Raw genomic sequence first — 16254 nt, 5'->3', positions numbered from 1 at the left:
CCGTCAGTTTCGCCTCGCCGGTCTGCACCGAGAAGAACGGGTTGGCCGGGTCGTTGGTGAGCCGGTTGCGCTCCTTGATCTCGTAGGCCGCCAGCGTCAGCAGGCTGCCCGGCGCCACCTCCCACTTCACCCCGGCCTCGATCTGGCGGCCGCGGGTGGGCTTGAAGGGTTCGCCGGCGAACGTCGTTCCGGTCTGCGGCAGGAAGCTCTCGGAATAGCTCAGGTACGGCTTCAGCGTCGGCGTCAGCGCATAGGTGGCCGCCGCCCGCCAGGTGGTGGCCTTGTCGACGACGCCGCCCGTCTTGGCCCGGTCCCGCCGCACGCCCAGCAGCACCGACACCGGCCCGTAGCTCAGCGTGTCCTGCAGGTAGGCGCCGACCTGGCTCTGCCGCTCGGTGGCGTTCGGCAGCCGGTCGGGGACCGTGTAGTTCCCGTACGCCGGCGCATAGGCGTCGATCGGCGTGGTCAGACCCGACACGTAGTCGCTGGTCTGCCGATAGTGCTGGTAGTCGCCGCCCGCCAGCAGGTCATGCTGGATCGCCCCCGTGGCGAACTTCGCCTGCACGTGATTGTCGGTCGAGAAGGTGCGGATCTCGGGATAGATCGCCCAGATGTAGCGGTTCAGCACCCGGCGCGCGGGGTCGATGAACGGGTTGGCCGGGTTCGAATAGCTGTCGGGATAGATCGACTGGTAGTTCACGTCCGCGTCCAGCCAGCGGCTGTTGCTGCGCAGGGTGATCGCCTCGTTCAGCCGGTGCTCGGCCACCAGGCTGATCGCCACCGTGCGGGTGTCGTACTTCTCCCAGTCGGGCTCGCTGAAGAACCGCGACGTGGGCAGCCGCCGGCCCGGCTCGGCGAAGATCGTCGCCGCGGCCGGCGCGAAGGTCGAGACCGTCCCGCCCTTGTCCTTCTGATAGCGGCCCAGCAGGGTCAGGGTCGTGGCCTCGGTCGGCGCCCAGGTCAGCGACGGCGCGATCAGGATGCGGTCGTCGCGCACGTAGTCGGTCTGGGTGTCGGCGTCGCGGGCCACCGCCACGATCCGGCCCGCCAGCGTCCCGGCCGCGTTCAGCGGCCCCGTGACGTCGGCCGTCGCCTCGATCCGGTCGAACGTCCCATACGAGACCGACACCTCGCCGGCCGACTTGAACCCCGGCCGCTTGCTGGTCTGGTTGATCAGCCCGCCGATGGTGCCCGCGCCATACAGCGACCCGCCGGGGCCCTTCAGCACCTCCACCTGCTGCAGCATGCGGATGTCGGTGCGCGGCATGTAGTAGCCGAACGTCTGGCGCAGCCCGTCCAGGTAGATCGGCGCCTCGACCCCGCGCACCTGGCTGTAGTCGTTGCGCCCGTCGTTGCCATAGGCCTCCGCCGACACGCCGGCGCTGTAGCGCAGCGTCTCCTGCAGGCTCTGGGCCCCGCGCTCGGTGAACTGGGCGCTGGTCACCACGCTGATCGCCTGGGGCGTGTCGATCGCCGCCGCGTCGCTCTTGCCGCCCACGGCGGTCCTCACCAGCTCGCCCTGCACCTCCACCCCTTCGAGATAGGTCGGCGCCGCGCCGTCGCCCTCCGCGGCCAGGGCGGGGACGGCGACAAGCAGGGCGAGGGGGGAGACGAAGACCAGCAGGCGGCGCACACGGAACTCCTAGGCTTGAGAATGCAAATGACTCGCAATTGCGGCTCATAGCCGGGCCGAAGCGCTGGGGCAAGTTTCTGCGAACGGTTCGCAAATTCCGGAAACCTCGCGAAGGCCCGTCTCCCGCGACGGGGAGGGACGGGCCTTCGCCGGTCGTCAAACCGTGGGCACAGTCCCGCCGTCGATCACATAGTCCGCCCCGTGCAGCGCGCCGGCGCGGTCGCTGGCGAGGAAGGCGATCAGGTCCGCCACCTCCTCGGGCCGGTTTGGCCGGCCGATGGGGATGCCCCCCAGCGACCGCATCAGGCCCTCGCGCGCAGTGGCGGGGTCGACCCCGTCGGCCTTCGCGAGCCGTTCGATCATCCGCGTCGCCGCGTCGGTCTCGGTGAAGCCCGGCGAGACGCGGACCACCCGCACGCCCTGCGGCCCGACCTCGTTGGACAGGGCCTTGCTGTAGGTGCTGAGCGCCGCCTTGGCCGCCGCATAGGCCAGGGTCGATTCGTACAGCGGCAGCACGCTCTGGATCGACGAGACGTGCACGACGACGCCATAGCCCTGGTCCGTCATCGTCGGCAGCAGCGCGCGGTCCAGACGCACCGCCGACAGGAGGTTGCCGTCCAGCGCGTCGGCCCAGTGGTCGTCGGTCAGCGCGGCATAGCCGCCCCCCGGCGCGGATGAGCCCCCGACGTTGTGGACCAGGACGTCCAGGCCGCCCAGATGGCGCAGAGCGGCTTCGGCCACGCGGGCCACGCCCTCTGCCGAGCCCAGGTCCGCGATGACGAACGCGTCCGGTTCGGCCAGGTCCTGCGGCGCGGCGCGGGCCGTGGTGAACACCCTCGCGCCGGCGCCGCGTAGGCGCTGCACGATGGCCGCGCCGATCCCCTGCGTGCCCCCGGTGACCAGCACCCGCCGCCCGGCGAATTCCGCGTCCGGCGGCCGCACCGTGATCTCGAGGCCCGAGATCTCGCCCTCCGCCAGGGTGAAGCGATAGCGCAGATCCGCCGGCGTGCCGGGGAAGTCGCCGGTCAGGTGGGCCGTGACGATCGCCCCGTCCGGCTGGGGTTCCACGCTGCGGGGCTCTGCGTGGAAGCGATAGCGCCGGCGCGACTCGGCGGCCCAGGCGCGGATCGCGTCACGTCCGCGATGGTCGCGGCCTTCGTCACGCACCTGGGCGTCCGTCGCCAGGGCTGCGGCCACCGCGTCCGGATCGTCGACGTTGGCGGCCTCGAAATAGCGGGCGATGGGAAAGGGAAGTTTCACGGTCATCGAGGGGCTCCATTGGCGAGCCCGCGATCTGGGATTATGCTGGCGGCATGGCAAGTACGGACCAAAAAGTAGGGTACTCACCTACAGGTAAGCTTGAAGACGTGACGCCCGACATGGCCGCCCTCGGCGTCGAGGGCGCGTTCCGCATGCTCGAAGGCCGCTGGAAGATGGTCATCATCTTCCACCTGTTCGCCCGCGAGGTGCTTCGCTTCTCCGAGCTGGAGCGCGCGATCCCTGGCGTCTCCCAGAAGATGCTGATCCAGCAGCTCCGCGAGCTGGAACGCGACGGCGTCGTCGAGCGGGTGGTCTATCCGCAGGTGCCGCCGAAGGTCGAATACCGCCTGACCCCCTGGGGCCAAGCCATGTGCCCCGCGCTCGACGCGCTGCTGGAATGGGCCGCCCAGCGGCCGCAACCGGCGGCCGCCGACGCCTGAGAGAGCTCCGCGATCCGCGGGGCGATCCGTCTCGCGGCTCCCAAGCTCCGTATAACGGCGATTGCGCGAGCTCCGCCCAGACGCGATCCTGCCGCCCGAAGCGGGCGTCGCAGGGGGATAGGGTGAAGCGTAGCGTTGGTCTGTGCGCGGGGCTTGTTCTGGCGAGCCTCCTCGTGGCGAGCCTTCCGGCCGGCGCCCGGGCGCAAGTGATCGCCGACGTCCCGGTGGTCGAGGCGATGGCCGACTATGTCGCGCCCGGCGGCATGATTCCGGTCGAGGGCGCACGGCGGATCCATCTGCGCTGCCTGGGAAGCGGCTCCCCGACCGTGGTGTTCACCGCCGGCCTCGGCGCCTGGTCGGCGACCTGGGCCAAGGTTCAGCCGCAGGTCGCAAAGGTCACCCGCGCCTGCGCCTGGGACCGCGCCGGTTTCGGGCTCAGCGACGGCGACGCCGCGGCCCCGCAAACCGTCGGGCGCACCACCGACGACCTCGAACGCGCGCTGAAAGGGGCCGGCATCGGCGGGCCCTATGTGCTGGTCGGCCATTCCGCCGGCGCGCACGAGGTGCTGACCTTTGCCGACCGGCGTCTGGGCGACGTCGCGGGCATCGTCCTGGTCGATCCGGTCCGCCCGCACGATCTGGCTCGCGAGGAAGCCGCCGGGCCGAAGGCAGCCGCCGCCGACCGGGCGTTCCTCGCCGGCGAAGCTCGGCGACTTCGCGACTGCGCGGCTGGCGTGGAGACCGGCAAGGTGAAGACCGGTGCGCCGGCGCCGCCTTGCTTTCAGTACTTCCCGGAAATCCCGGTGCGCGCCCAGGCCGTCCTGGCCCGCCTCGACGCCGCGCCGGCGCGCCTGCGCACCCAGGCGTCGCTCTACGAGGAGTACGAGCCCAATGGCGAGCGCGTCGTGCGGGACGGCCGCACCTACGGCGACCTGCCGCTGATCGTGATTAGCGCGGGCGCGTCGGGCCTGTGGTCGCCCGAGGCCAAGGAGGAGTGGCCGGCGCTGATGGCCGACTGGCGCGACAGCCACGAGGCCCTGGTCCGCCTGTCGCGGCGCGGCGAGCGTCGCGTCGCCGAGGGCTCCGGGCACCTTGTCCAGCTCGACAGGCCGCAGGCGGTGATCGACGCCGTCCTCGCGGTCGTCCACGCCGCCAGGACGGGACGGTCGGAAGACTGAAATCGCTGCGCCGGCGCGTTGTTCGTTGACGGCGGCGAGTTGATGTTCTAGTTTTGTTCTCATGATCGCCGACGATCCCCGCAGCCGGATGCTCCTCGAGGTGGGCGAATGCGCCTTTCGCCTTGGGAAGGTGTTCGGCGCGCGGGCCGAGCGGGCGACGACGGCGGCGCTGGAGCTCGAATACTTCGAGCTTTTCGAGCGCTGCGCCTTCGCGTTGCGGATGTCGGTGGCGTTGGAGCTGCGCTTGCGCCGCGAGGCCCGCGCCGAGGTCCGGGATGCGCGCTTCGCCGAACGTGACGCGCCCGAACATGACCCTGCAGAGCGAAACCGGTCCGAACATGACCCGATCGAACGCGAGGCCTTTGTCGAGACCGAAGCCGAGCGGGAGCGTGAGCCGGCCAGTCTGCCGATCCTCCTGAAGAGCCTGGAGGGCGTCGCGGCCGGGGCCTCGGCGTTGCCGGGCCCGGAGCCGGCCGAGCTGCCCACCCTGCGCGAGCTGCTGGCCCGGGTGAAATCCGCGGCCGCCCCGGATCCGGGGCCCGGCTCGCGCCCGAAGCCTCCGGCCGGCGGCGGCCTGAAGGCGCGGCTCGCCGCGTCCGCCACCGCGCCGGCCTTCGACTTGGCGTCGGCGACGTCGCCGCATCCGATGGGACGCCTCGGCGCCCTCCCGCGCCGCCGCGCCACCGGCCCGCCGCGCTGACGCCTGCCGGCCGAACCGCCGCGCGCCACGCGCCTCTTCCCAGTCCCCCGCCAGCATTCAACCGACCGACGGAGCCTCTGCCCCGGCGGCGCAGCCCCATGCCTGCGAGATGGTGCGCCAGGGTCGAAGGATGCAAACCGCGGAAGACGCAGAACGGCGCGGAAGCGCCGCCGGACCGTCCGCGTTTTCCGCGTCATTCCGCGGTTCGATTTGACGGCGCCGCGGCGCGCGCCACGTCGCTCCCAAACACACGAGCGCGATGTCGCCAGGGCGGGCGAACAGTTCTAGCGTCCCGGCGCAATCGGGAGGCGAAATCATGCATCGACGTGGCGTTCTGGCAGCGGCGTTCGCCGCGGGTGTCGGCGCAGCCTTGCCCGCTGTGGCGGACGAGGCGGGGAAGGGCGATGCGCCCAAGCTGGACCTGCCCAAGGACAAGATCGACCTGCCCAAGTTCCCCGAGCCGGCGTCGGTCAAGCAGACGACCCGTGTCGCCGGAAAGACGCTGAACTACACCGCCACCGTCGGCGCGCTGCCGGTCCGCGACGAGAAGGGCAAGGTGGTCGCCGAGGTGGTGTTCACCGCCTACGTCCTGGACGGTCCGCGCGATCCGAAGCGCCCGGTCACCTTCGCCTTCAACGGCGGCCCGGGCGCGGCCTCGGTCTATCTGAACCTGGGCGCCATCGGGCCGAAGCGCGTGCAGTTCGGCGCCCAGGGCGACAGCCCCTCCGACAGCGCCGAGCTGGTGGACAATCCGGGCACGTGGCTCGACTTCACCGACATGGTCTTCATCGACCCGGTCGGCACCGGCTTCTCTCGCTCGCTGGTCGACAAGGAGGAGACCAAGAAGCGCTTCTACGGCATCGACGCCGACATCCAGTACCTGTCGCGCATCGTCTACGACTGGCTGCTGAAGTACGGCCGCATGGCCTCGCCGAAGTATGTCACCGGCGAGAGCTACGGCGGCTTCCGCGGGCCCAAGATCACCTACTACCTGCAGACCAAGCTGGGCGTCGGCGTGAACGGCGTCGTGCTGGTCTCACCCTATTTGGAGCCGCCGGTCGACCTGTCGCCCGACTTCTCGCCGATGGCCTGGGTGTCCACCCTGCCGTCGATGGCCGCCTCGAACTACGAGCGCCAGGGCAAGGCGCTGTCGCCGGCGCTGATGGCCGACGTCGAGGCCTACGCCCGCGGCGAGTTCATGACAGACCTTGCGAAGGGGCGGCGCGATCCGGCCGCCGTGGCCCGCATCGTGGACAAGGTCACCGCCTACACCGGCCTCGACCGCGGCTTCGTCGAGCGTTCCGGCGGGCGGATCGACAGCCGCGCCTACCTGCGCGAGCTCTACCGGAAGGACGGCAAGATCGGCAGTTGGTACGACAGCAACGTCACCCAGGACGATCCCTTCCCATGGTCGCCCACCGGCCGGCGCGGCGATCCGATCCTCGACGCCATCATCGCGCCCACGACCAGCGCCATGGTCGACTTCGTGACCCGCGTGGTCGGCTGGAAGGTCGAGGCCCGCTACAACGCCCTGTCGGACGAGGTCGGCGAGAACTGGGAGAAGGGCGTCGAGCTCACCAACGCCAGCACCGACCTGCGCCAGGCGGTGGCCGCCGACCCGAAGATGAAGGTGCTCATCGTCCACGGCTACGACGACCTGAGCTGCCCGTACTTCATCTCGCGCCTGGTCATCGACCAGATGCCGATCAGCGGAGACGTGAACCGCGTGAAGCTGTCGCTCTACCCCGGCGGCCACATGTTCTATAGCCGCCCCGCCAGCCAAGCCGCCTTCCGCGCCGACGTCATGCAGGTCTTCGGCGCGCGCTAGCCGGCATCTCGACGGGCCTTCGAACTGGTCCTAGCTTCGCCGCTTCGTTCAGTTCGGGGGCGTTCCGATGCATCGGCGTATGGTTCTCACCGCGGCGCTCGCCGCCGGCGTCGGCGTGGCGGTTCCGGCCTTCGCGCAGGACAAGGCGGATCCGCCCAAGCTGGACCTGCCCAAGGACAAGATCGACCTGCCGCCGTTCCCGGCCGACGCCTCGGTGAAGCAGGTCACCCGCGTCGCGGGCAAGACCCTGAACTACACCGCCACCGTCGGCGTGATCCCAGTGCGCGACGAGAAGGGCAAGAAGATCGCCGAGGTGGTCTTCACGTCCTACATCCTCGACGGCGCGAAGGGACCGGGCCGCCCGATCACCTTCGCCTTCAACGGCGGCCCCGGCGCCGCGTCCGTCTACCTCAACCTCGGCGCCATCGGCCCGAAGCGGCTGCAATTCGGCGCCCAGGGCGACAGTCCGTCCGATCCGCCCAACCTCGTCGACAACGCCGCCACCTGGCTCGACTTCACCGACCTGGTCTTCATCGACCCTGTGGGCACCGGCTTCTCGCGCTCGCTGGTCCCCATGGACGAGACCAAGAAGCGCTTCTTCGGCGTCAAGGAGGACATCGCCTACCTGAGCCGCGTGGTCTACGACTGGCTGCTGAAGAACCAGCGGATGGCCTCGCCGAAGTACGTGGTCGGCGAGAGCTACGGCGGCCTTCGCGCGCCGGCGATCGGCCACTACCTGCAGCGTGAGATCGGCGTCGCGCCGGCCGGCATGGTGATGGTCTCGCCGGTGATCGACTACCGCGCCCGCGGCCACACCGACCTGTCGCCGCTGTCCTACATGATCACCCTGCCGTCCATGGCGGCGGCCCGGTACGAGCGCGAGGGCAAGCCCCTCAGCCCCGAGACCCTGGCCGAGGTCGAGGCCTATGCGCGCGGCGAATTCGTCACCGACATGCTGAAGGGCCAGTCCGACCCGGCGGCGGTGAACCGCATCGTCGAGCGCGTCACCCGCTACACCGGCCTCGACCCCGCTCTGGTCCGGCGCATGGGCGGGCGGATCGACACCCAGACCTTCCTGCGCGAGCTCTACCGCGACCAGGGCCGCATCGCCTCGATCTACGACGCCAACGTCACCGCCTACGATCCCTTCCCGTGGGCGCAGAACCGCCGGGCCGGCGACCCGATCCTGGACTCCATCGTGGCCTCGACCACGACCGCCATGGTCGACTTCACCACCCGGATCGTCGGATGGAAGGTTGATGGGCGCTACGAGGCGCTGTCCGACACCGTCAACGACAACTGGGCCAACCGCAGCCAGGCCGAGTCGGTCGAGGACCTGCGCCAGGCGCTGGCGGCCGACCCGAAACTGAAAGTCCTCATCGCCCACGGCTATGGCGACCTGTCGTGCCCGTTCTTTGCCTCGCGCCTCATCATCGACCAGATGGCCCCCGAAGCGGGCGCGAACCGTACGAAACTGGCCCTCTATCCCGGCGGGCACATGTTCTACAGCCGTCCCGGCAGCCAGGCGGCCTTCCGCGGCGACGTCATGCGGCTCTACGGCGCAGTGGGATAACAGCGGGCGAAGTTTGCCTCTTCCGCTAGGTTATGCTTGTTCACCTACGCGACGTCCGGGCGGGGAATCCGGGCGCGCCATAGGGAGAAGTATTTGATGTCCGAGGCCGTTCTGCCGCCCGGTTGGCCCGCCATGTCGATCCAGCAGGCCCATGCGATCCTGGGCCAGCCTGGCCTGCCGACCGAGATCGTCGAGGAGACGATCCGTGGCGTGAAGGTGAAGACCTGGAAGAACCAGCCGCCGACGCTGCGCGCGGTCGCCGAGATGTCCAAGCTGCACGGCGACAAGGTGTTCCTCGTCTACGAGGACGAGCGCGTCACTTTCGACGCTTTCCACCGCGCCGTGGCGAAGTTCGCCCGCGAGCTGCAGGCCCAGGGTGTGGAGAAGGGCGACCGCGTCGCCGTCATCATGCGCAACCTGCCGGAATGGGTGGTCGCCTTCTACGCCGCCGCCTCGCTGGGCGCGATCGTCACGCCGCTCAACGCCTGGTGGACCGGCCCCGAGCTGGAATACGGCCTGACCGACTCCGGGACGAAGGTCGCGGTGATGGACGCCGAGCGCTACAGCCGCCTGTCCGAGCACTTCCACAACTGCCCGGACCTGAAGCGCGTCTACGTCAGCCGCGAGGTCGACGAGATCGCCCATCCGTACGTGACCAAGCTCGAAGAGGTTCTGGGCGGCGCCAACACTTGGGCCAGCCTCCCAGATGATGCGTTGCCGGATGTGGAAGTCCACACCGACGACGACGCCACGATCTTCTACACCTCGGGCACGACCGGCCGCCCCAAGGGCGCCCTGGCCACCAACCGGGCGGTCAACTGCAACATCTTCACCGCCGGCGCCGCCGCGGCGCGCTCGTTCCTGCGCAAGGGCGAGCAGCCGCCCGCACCCGACCCGAACGCACCCCAGCGGGCGGCCCTGCTGTCGGTGCCGTTCTTCCACGTCACCGGCTGCTTCGCCGTTCTGAACCCCACGCTCGCCACCGGCGGCAAGTTGGTCCTGATGTTCAAGTGGGAGCCCATCCGCGCCTTCGAACTGATCGAGCGTGAGAAGGTGACCACGGCCGGCGGTGTGCCGACCATCGCCTGGCAGCTCATCGAGCACCCGGCCCGCGGCAACTACGACCTGTCGTCCCTGGAGGGCGTCTCGTACGGCGGCGCGCCGTCGGCGCCGGAACTGGTGCGGCGGCTCAAGGAGGTCTTCCCGAAGTCGCAGCCCGGCCAGGGATGGGGCATGACCGAGACCTGCGCCACGGTGACGTCGAACAGCGGCGAGGACTACCAGAACCGCCCCGACAGCTGCGGCCCGGCCGCAGCGGTCGCCGAGCTGCAGATCCGTGACCCGGCCGACGGCGTCACCGTCCTGGCGCCTGGCCAGGTGGGCGAGCTGTGGTCCAAGGGCCCGATGAACGCCAAGCTCTACTGGAACAAGCCCGAGCCTACGGCCCAGACCTTCGTCGACGGCTGGGTCCGCACCGGCGACCTGGCGCGCCTGGACGAGGAAGGCTTCTGCTTCATCATCGACCGGGCCAAGGACATGCTGATCCGCGGCGGCGAGAACATCTACTGCGTCGAGGTCGAGAACGTCCTCTACGACCACCCGGCGGTGATGGACGCCGCGGTGGTGGCCAAGCCGCACCGGATCCTGGGCGAGGAGCCGGCCGCGGTCGTCACCCTGAAGCCCGGCGCCGAGGCGACCGAGGAGGAGCTGCGCGCCCACGTGGCCGAGCGCCTCGCGGCCTTCAAGGTGCCGGTCGAGGTCAAGTTCTGGCACGAGACCCTGCCGCGCAACCCGAACGGCAAGATCCTCAAGACCGAGCTCAAGAAGCTGTTCGCGCCCGAGACCGCCTGAGGCGTGAAGACCCGGGCCGACGTCCTGCTGGTCGCCCGAGGCCTGTTCGAGAGCCGCGCCAAGGCGCGCGCGGCGATCGACGCGGGCGGGGTGACAGCGGACGGCCGGCCTGTCACCAAGGCCGCCGAGTTGCTGGCTGACGATGCGGTGGTCGAAGCGGTGGCTGCCCATCCCTGGGTCGGCCGCGGCGCCCTCAAGCTGGTCCACGCATTGGACCTGTGGCCAGTCGCCGTGGAAGGCCGGGTGGTGCTTGACGTCGGAGCCTCCACCGGCGGCTTCACCGAAGTCTGCCTGGCCCGCGGCGCGGCTCGCATCTACGCCGTCGACGTCGGCCGCGGCCAGCTTCACCCGAAGCTCGCCGCCGACCCGCGCGTCGTCGGCCTGGAGGCCACCGACGCGCGCGACCTGACGCCCGCGCTCATCCCGGACCCGCCCGGGCTGATCGTCAGCGACGTTAGCTTCATCTCCCTGGCCAAGGCGCTGCCGGCGGCCCTTGCCCTGGCGGCTCCCGGCGCCGATCTGGTCGCGCTGGTGAAGCCACAGTTCGAGGTTGGCCCCGAAAGGGTGGGGAAGGGCGGCATCGTCACGGACGAAGCGGCTCGGCAGGACGCGCTCGAGGTCGTGATGGCTTTTCTCGCCGACCGGGGCTGGACCGTCCGCGGGACGACGGACAGTCCGATCTCGGGCGGCGACGGCAACCGCGAATTCCTGCTCTGGGCGTCGCACGCCTAGGCAAAGAAATGGCCGCCCCGGTACGCAGGGCGGCCAGTGAGACACTCGACTTGGAGCTGACGTCAGTCGACGACCGCGTACTTGCCGTTCGCGTCGCGGCACACGCGGACGAAGCGGGTCTGGGTACGGCCATCGGGCATGTAGATGGGGCTCTCGGCGAGGGTGCAGCCGTCCGGCTCGGCCGGACGGTCGCCGGCGCGGTAGCGGTCGGCGCGGGCCTGGTCGCGCCAGGCGTCCTCGCGGGCCTGGGCGGCGGCGGAGTCGGCGTAGGCGTCGCGGTCGTAGTAGCTGGACGGCCCCGGCGCGGGAGCCGGCGGTGGAGGCGGCGGCAGCGCGGCGGTGTCGTAACGCGTCGGCCCGTTGGTGCAGGCGGCGGTCTTGTTGCCGATCACCCCGCCGGCGATGGCGCCCAGCAGGCCGCCCAGGAGGGCGCCTTCGGTGCGGGCGTTGCGCGCCGCGGCGTTCGAGCCGATCACCGCGCCCATGCCGCCGCCGATGAGGGCGCCGGCCGTGCCACGCTGGTTGGCGTCGCGGCGGCAGGGATCGTAGTTGTAGCTGTTGGAGGCCGTGGTGGTGTAGGACCCTGCGGGTTGGGCCAGCGCTGGAGCGCACGCGCCCAGCGCGATCACGCCGGCGAGCGCGGCGGCTGCGGCCTTTGCGAAGGTGACCTGCGTGGACATTCGTTATCCCTCGATCTCGATGCGGTCGGTCGCTTTACGGCGACGCTTGAGTGCAAGATGCGGCGACGAACCTGAACGGCTGTTGAGAAACTCGTTCATGTTCGTTCATTTTGGCTTAACCAAAGCGGTCGCTGAGACCGCCTCATGAGGTCTCCCAAGCACCGCTTCAAAGGCGGTCGTCCCGATCCGAAGCCACCGCCCGGCCCGCCGGTCGAACTCATCATCCAGGGCGTGGGCGGGGAGGGCGACGGCGTGGCCGCCGGGCCGATCTTCGTGCCGTTCAGCCTGCCGGGCGAGCGTGTCCGCGCCCAGGGAGCCGGCGAGCGCCGCGAATTGCTGGAGGTGCTGGACCCCAGCCCGCAGCGGATCTCTCCTGCCTGCCCGCACTTCTTCGCCTGCGGCGGCTGCGCGCTGCAGCACTGGGACCATGCCGCCTATCTCGCGTGGAAAGTGGAGCGTCTGGTCGGGACGTTGGCGCGCGAGCGTATCGAGACCGAAATCCTGCCGGCGTTCGCCGCCCAGCCGGGCACCCGCCGCCGCGTGGCCCTGCACGCCCGCCAAGGCGGCCGCGAAGCGGCCCGCCTGGGTTACAAGGCCCGCAAATCGTGGGACCTGGTGAACATCGACGTCTGCCCCATCGCCGACCAGCGGATCCAGGCGGCGATCCCGGCTCTGAAGCGGCTGGCCGCCCCGCTGTTCGAGCATCCCAAGTCGGCGCCGACGCTGCACGTGACGCTGACCGACACCGGTCTCGACATCGACATCACCGGTGTCGAGGCCAAAAGCGGCGGACTTTCCGCGGACGCGCGCATGACGCTGGCCGAACGCGCCGCCGAAGCGGATATCGCCCGCGTCACCCTGGCGGGCGAGATGGCCTACATGTCCCGCATGCCGCAGGTGCGGCTGGGACCCGCGCGGGTGAGTCTGCCGCCGGGCTCGTTCCTGCAGGCGACGCCCCAGGCCGAGGCGGCCATGACGGCTTTCGTCGGCGAGGCGGCGGCCGGCGCGCACCGCATCGCCGACCTGTATTGTGGCGTTGGCACCTTCACCTTCCGACTGGCGGAGATCGCGCCCGTGCACGCCGCCGACTTCGCCGCCGAGGCCATCGCCGCTCTGACCGCCGGGGTCGCCACGGCGCCCGGCCTGAAGGGCGTCAGCGCCGAAGCGCGCGACCTGATTCGCCGGCCGGTGCTGTCGCAGGAGCTGAAGCATGTGGACGTCGCAGTCTTCGACCCGCCCCGTGCGGGAGCCGCCGAGCAGACGGCCGAGCTGGCGGCCTCGAACGTCGCGCGGGTGATCGGGGTATCGTGCAATCCCGCGACGTTCGTGCGCGACGCGCGCACGCTGATCGACGCCGGCTTCCGCCTTGAGCGCGTGCTGCCCGTGGATCAGTTCCTCTGGTCGCCGCATGTCGAACTGGTCGGGGTGTTCGGGCGGTAAGCGCGCGACTTCCCGGCAGCCCCCAGCGCTGTCATCCCGGCCGGAGAGCCGGGACCCAGTGGGTTCTGCGGTGCATGTGCTCCTGGGTCCCGGATCGGCCGTTGGCCGTCCGGGATGACTCCCCCCTTGGGGGAGCTCGCGGAGCGAGAGGGGGCGAGCGAATGGCCGCGCTCGGCGAGGTCGCCCAGGATGAAGGCTCTTCACGCGCCCCTGTCTCCGCTCGTCATGGCCGGACTCGACCCGGGCGTCCATGCGGCGGTTCAGGGCGAGGTGCGGACTTGGCCGGCGCCCTGGAATCGATCCCCGGGACGAGCGCGGGGATGACGAGCGGGAGGAAGGGCCGAGGTTGGGGCGGCGGGGGCGCTATTCGCCGAACAGGTCGAGTTGGCCCCCGGCATGCGGTGGAACACGGAAGCGGGCCATGTCCAGGCTGCCCCAGCCTTGGTCGAGTCCGTAGCGCTTCTTCGCGGCGGCGAAGCGCGTGGCCATCAGCGCGGCGATTGGACCTTCGCCCTTCATGCGGCTGCCCCATTGGGCGTCGTAGTCCTTGCCGCCGCGCATCTGGCGGACGAGGGACATAACCCGGCGGGCGCGGTCGGGGTGGTCGGTTTCCAGCCACTCCCTAAAGAGGTCCTTGATCTCCATCGGCAGGCGTAGGGCGACGTAGCCCGCGCCGGACGCGCCGGCCTCGGCGGAGCGCTCGAGCACGGCCTCCATCTCGTGATCGTTGAGGCCGGGAATGCAGGGCGCGAACATTACGGTCACCGGTACGCCGGCGCCGGTGAGGCGGCGGATGGCGTCGAGGCGCTTCTCCGGGGTGGCGGCGCGCGGCTCCATGGAGCGGGCGAGCTTGCGGTCGAGGCTGGTGATCGAGATCGCCACCCGCGTGAGGTTCTGCGCCGCCGCTTGCGCCAGGAGGTCCAGGTCGCGGACGATCAGCGCCGACTTGGTGATGACGGAGAAGGGGTGGCGGAAGCGGAGCAGCACCTCGATCACTCCGCGGGTCACCCGCAGCTTGCGCTCCTGCGGCTGGTAGGGATCGGTGTTGCCGCCGATATGGATCAGTTCGGGGACGTAGCGGGTCTTGGAGAGCTCCTTCTCCAGCAGCTTCGCCGCCTCGGGCTTGAAGAAGAGCCTGGATTCGAAGTCGAGACCCGGCGACAGGCCCATATAGGCGTGCGCAGGCCGGGCGTAGCAGTAGATGCACCCGTGTTCGCAGCCGCGGTAGGGATTGATCGAGGCCGAGAACCCGACGTCAGGGCTGTCGTTGCGGCTGACGATGACCTTGGCCTTCTCGGCCGTCAGCGTGGTTTGCAACTGCTGGGGCTCGGGGTCCTCGATCGTCCAGCCGTCGTCGAAGCCCTCGCGCTGCTGGGCTTCGTAGCGACCGGTGGCGTTCGAGCGGGCGCCGCGGCCCCGTGCGGCCTTGGGGATCTGGGAGGTGAAGCCGGTGGACACTCTCGGACCCTATAGGAAGGAGTCGAACAAAACAAGAACGATGGGCGTCGTTGAAGCTTGACGGCGGCAGGGGAAGCGCGGTCTGTCCGGGGCATGGTTTCGGTGATCATCGACGCGAGGATCGGCCCCGAGGGGACGCCTGCGCTGCTGGCGCAACTCACGGCCGGGGCGGTGGACGGCCTGGTCCGCCAGGTGCTCATCGTCGCGGCGGAGGACCAGCCGGGGATAGACGCGCTGTGCGAGGACATGGGCGCCGAGGCCCACCAGACGCTGGAGGGCGCAGCGCAGGCGGCCCGGGCCGACACGCTGATGATCCTGCCGGCCGACTTCCGCCTGCGGGACGGATGGATCAAGGCGATCGAGGGCCACCTCGCGCGTGGCGGCGAGCCGGCGGTGGTCTCGGGGTTCTCGGAGGCGGGGCTGTTCGGCCGCCGCCCGTTCGGCGTCCTATTGGAGCGCGATCGCCTGGAGGGTCGCCGCGGCGCCGACCTGCAGCGGCTCCGCCGCGATCTGGGGCTGCGGGCTCGTCGCATTGGGTAGGTCGAGCCGCACGTCGATGCGGCGAGCGCCGCCGGCGAGGGCGTCCAGCGTGCGGGTCTCCTCGCCGAACATCCGCTTGTAGGTCCAGTAGGCCGCCATGACCTTCTCGACGTAGTTGCGGGTCTCCAGCGCCGGCAGGCACTCGATCGTCAGCAGCGGATCGTCCTGGCCCACCATGGCGGTGGTCTTCAGGACGGCACCCGGGCCGGCGTTGTAGGCGGCCACGACCTGGAGGATGTCACCGCCGACCCCACGGTCCATGAGGTAGCTCAGGTAATCCTGGCCGGCCCGCAGGTTGGTGGCGGCGTTGAACAGGACCCTCGGGCGCTTGCGGTAGATGTTGTCGCCGGTGGCCAGGGCGGCCGAGGCGGGCATGAGCTGCATCAGCCCCATTGCGCCGACGGGCGAGACGGCCATCGGGTTGAAGCCGCTTTCCTGCCGCACGATCGCGTAGACGAGAGCCTTGTCGACGGTAAAGCCGTCCTTCGGCTCCAGCGGCGGGGTCTGGTAGTCGCCCAGGCTGAGGTATTGCGGCTTCTGCAGGCCGGCCGAGCTCACGGGGCCGAGGGCGGTCAGCATGGCGGTCCACGCCTTGCGATCCTCGCCGGTGCGGGCGAGGGCCAGGCCGGCGCGGAGTTCCTGGCGGGCCTCTTCCAGGCGGCCGATCTGGGCGAGCGCGGCGGCGCGGTGGGCGCGGACGTCCCGCTGGATCAGGTCGGCCTTGGGCGGCTCGGGCGCGCGGAACGAGGCCGGGATGAACTGGCCCGTGGGCGCGGAGGCCATGGTCATCTGGACCTGGCGCTCGGCGAGCATGCCGTAGAAGGTCTGCGGCGCCTGGGCGGCGAGGCGGAGGAAGGCGTTGGCTGTGGCGGTGTCGCCAAGGGCGACGGCCGAGCGGGCGGCCCAGTAGGCGCCGGCGGCGCGCATCCAGGGGTCGCTCT

14 protein-coding genes are annotated in these 16254 nt (G+C 70.5%); 9 read left to right on the top strand and 5 right to left on the bottom strand.

What is annotated here, in order from left to right; translation table 11 throughout:
* On the bottom strand, window positions 1-1633 hold a 1633-nt coding region (locus Q0L11_RS23615; RefSeq protein WP_296600594.1), incomplete at its 3' end, for a TonB-dependent siderophore receptor.
* A 156-nt stretch (window positions 1634-1789) separates the two neighbouring features.
* Window positions 1790-2899 (bottom strand): oxidoreductase, encoded by a 1110-nt coding sequence (locus Q0L11_RS23610; RefSeq protein ID WP_296600591.1) that lies wholly within the window; start codon window positions 2897-2899, stop codon window positions 1790-1792.
* Between the two features lie 113 nt (window positions 2900-3012).
* Here Q0L11_RS23610 and Q0L11_RS23605 point away from each other — a divergent pair, with 113 nt between their 5' ends.
* The 7 genes from Q0L11_RS23605 to Q0L11_RS23575 all read left to right on the top strand — a co-directional run bounded on the left by Q0L11_RS23605 (window position 3013) and on the right by Q0L11_RS23575 (window position 11195).
* Entirely contained in the window at window positions 3013-3333 is a 321-nt protein-coding gene (locus Q0L11_RS23605) for a helix-turn-helix domain-containing protein (protein ID WP_296600589.1), read from the top strand.
* A 122-nt stretch (window positions 3334-3455) separates the two neighbouring features.
* Window positions 3456-4511, top strand: a complete 1056-nt coding sequence (locus Q0L11_RS23600; RefSeq protein ID WP_296600588.1) for an alpha/beta hydrolase — start codon at window positions 3456-3458, stop codon at window positions 4509-4511.
* A gap of 61 nt (window positions 4512-4572) precedes the next feature.
* A complete protein-coding gene (locus Q0L11_RS23595; RefSeq protein ID WP_296600587.1) occupies window positions 4573-5211 on the top strand; it encodes a hypothetical protein in 639 nt (212 codons plus the stop codon).
* 316 nt (window positions 5212-5527) lie between these two features.
* Window positions 5528-7039 carry a peptidase S10 gene (locus Q0L11_RS23590; protein ID WP_296600585.1) on the top strand — a complete coding sequence of 504 codons (1512 nt, stop codon included), beginning with the start codon at window positions 5528-5530 and terminating at the stop codon, window positions 7037-7039.
* Between the two features lie 79 nt (window positions 7040-7118).
* On the top strand, window positions 7119-8612 hold the full coding sequence (locus Q0L11_RS23585; protein ID WP_296600584.1) for a peptidase S10: 1494 nt from the start codon (window positions 7119-7121) through the stop codon (window positions 8610-8612).
* A 96-nt stretch (window positions 8613-8708) separates the two neighbouring features.
* A complete protein-coding gene (locus tag Q0L11_RS23580; RefSeq protein ID WP_296600583.1) occupies window positions 8709-10463 on the top strand; it encodes a class I adenylate-forming enzyme family protein in 1755 nt (584 codons plus the stop codon).
* Between the two features lie 3 nt (window positions 10464-10466).
* Entirely contained in the window at window positions 10467-11195 is a 729-nt protein-coding gene (locus Q0L11_RS23575) for a TlyA family RNA methyltransferase (RefSeq protein WP_296600582.1), read from the top strand.
* Window positions 11196-11257: 62 nt separating this feature from the next.
* Here the strand turns inward: Q0L11_RS23575 and Q0L11_RS23570 are convergent, their stop codons facing one another.
* Window positions 11258-11875 (bottom strand): glycine zipper 2TM domain-containing protein, encoded by a 618-nt coding sequence (locus tag Q0L11_RS23570; protein WP_296600581.1) that lies wholly within the window; start codon window positions 11873-11875, stop codon window positions 11258-11260.
* Between the two features lie 144 nt (window positions 11876-12019).
* Between Q0L11_RS23570 and Q0L11_RS23565 the strand changes: the two genes are divergently transcribed.
* A complete protein-coding gene (locus Q0L11_RS23565; protein WP_296600580.1) occupies window positions 12020-13315 on the top strand; it encodes a class I SAM-dependent RNA methyltransferase in 1296 nt (431 codons plus the stop codon).
* Between the two features lie 363 nt (window positions 13316-13678).
* On the opposite strand, the gene Q0L11_RS23560 is transcribed toward Q0L11_RS23565, so the two are convergent.
* Window positions 13679-14773 (bottom strand): PA0069 family radical SAM protein, encoded by a 1095-nt coding sequence (locus Q0L11_RS23560; RefSeq protein WP_296600579.1) that lies wholly within the window; start codon window positions 14771-14773, stop codon window positions 13679-13681.
* Window positions 14774-14866: 93 nt separating this feature from the next.
* Between Q0L11_RS23560 and Q0L11_RS23555 the strand changes: the two genes are divergently transcribed.
* Entirely contained in the window at window positions 14867-15313 is a 447-nt protein-coding gene (locus tag Q0L11_RS23555; RefSeq protein WP_296600577.1) for a cell wall biosynthesis glycosyltransferase, read from the top strand.
* Here the strand turns inward: Q0L11_RS23555 and Q0L11_RS23550 are convergent.
* Window positions 15221-16254: lytic transglycosylase domain-containing protein (locus Q0L11_RS23550; protein WP_296600576.1), on the bottom strand; the 1034-nt coding region annotated here is incomplete at its 5' end. The two genes, Q0L11_RS23555 and Q0L11_RS23550, sit on opposite strands and share 93 nt — an antisense overlap.

The sequence above is a fragment of the Phenylobacterium sp. genome (genome assembly GCF_024508875.1).
GTDB lineage: Bacteria > Pseudomonadota > Alphaproteobacteria > Caulobacterales > Caulobacteraceae > Phenylobacterium.
Note: the sequence above shows the minus strand (reverse complement) of the source record. Positions and strands in the feature narration are given on the sequence as shown.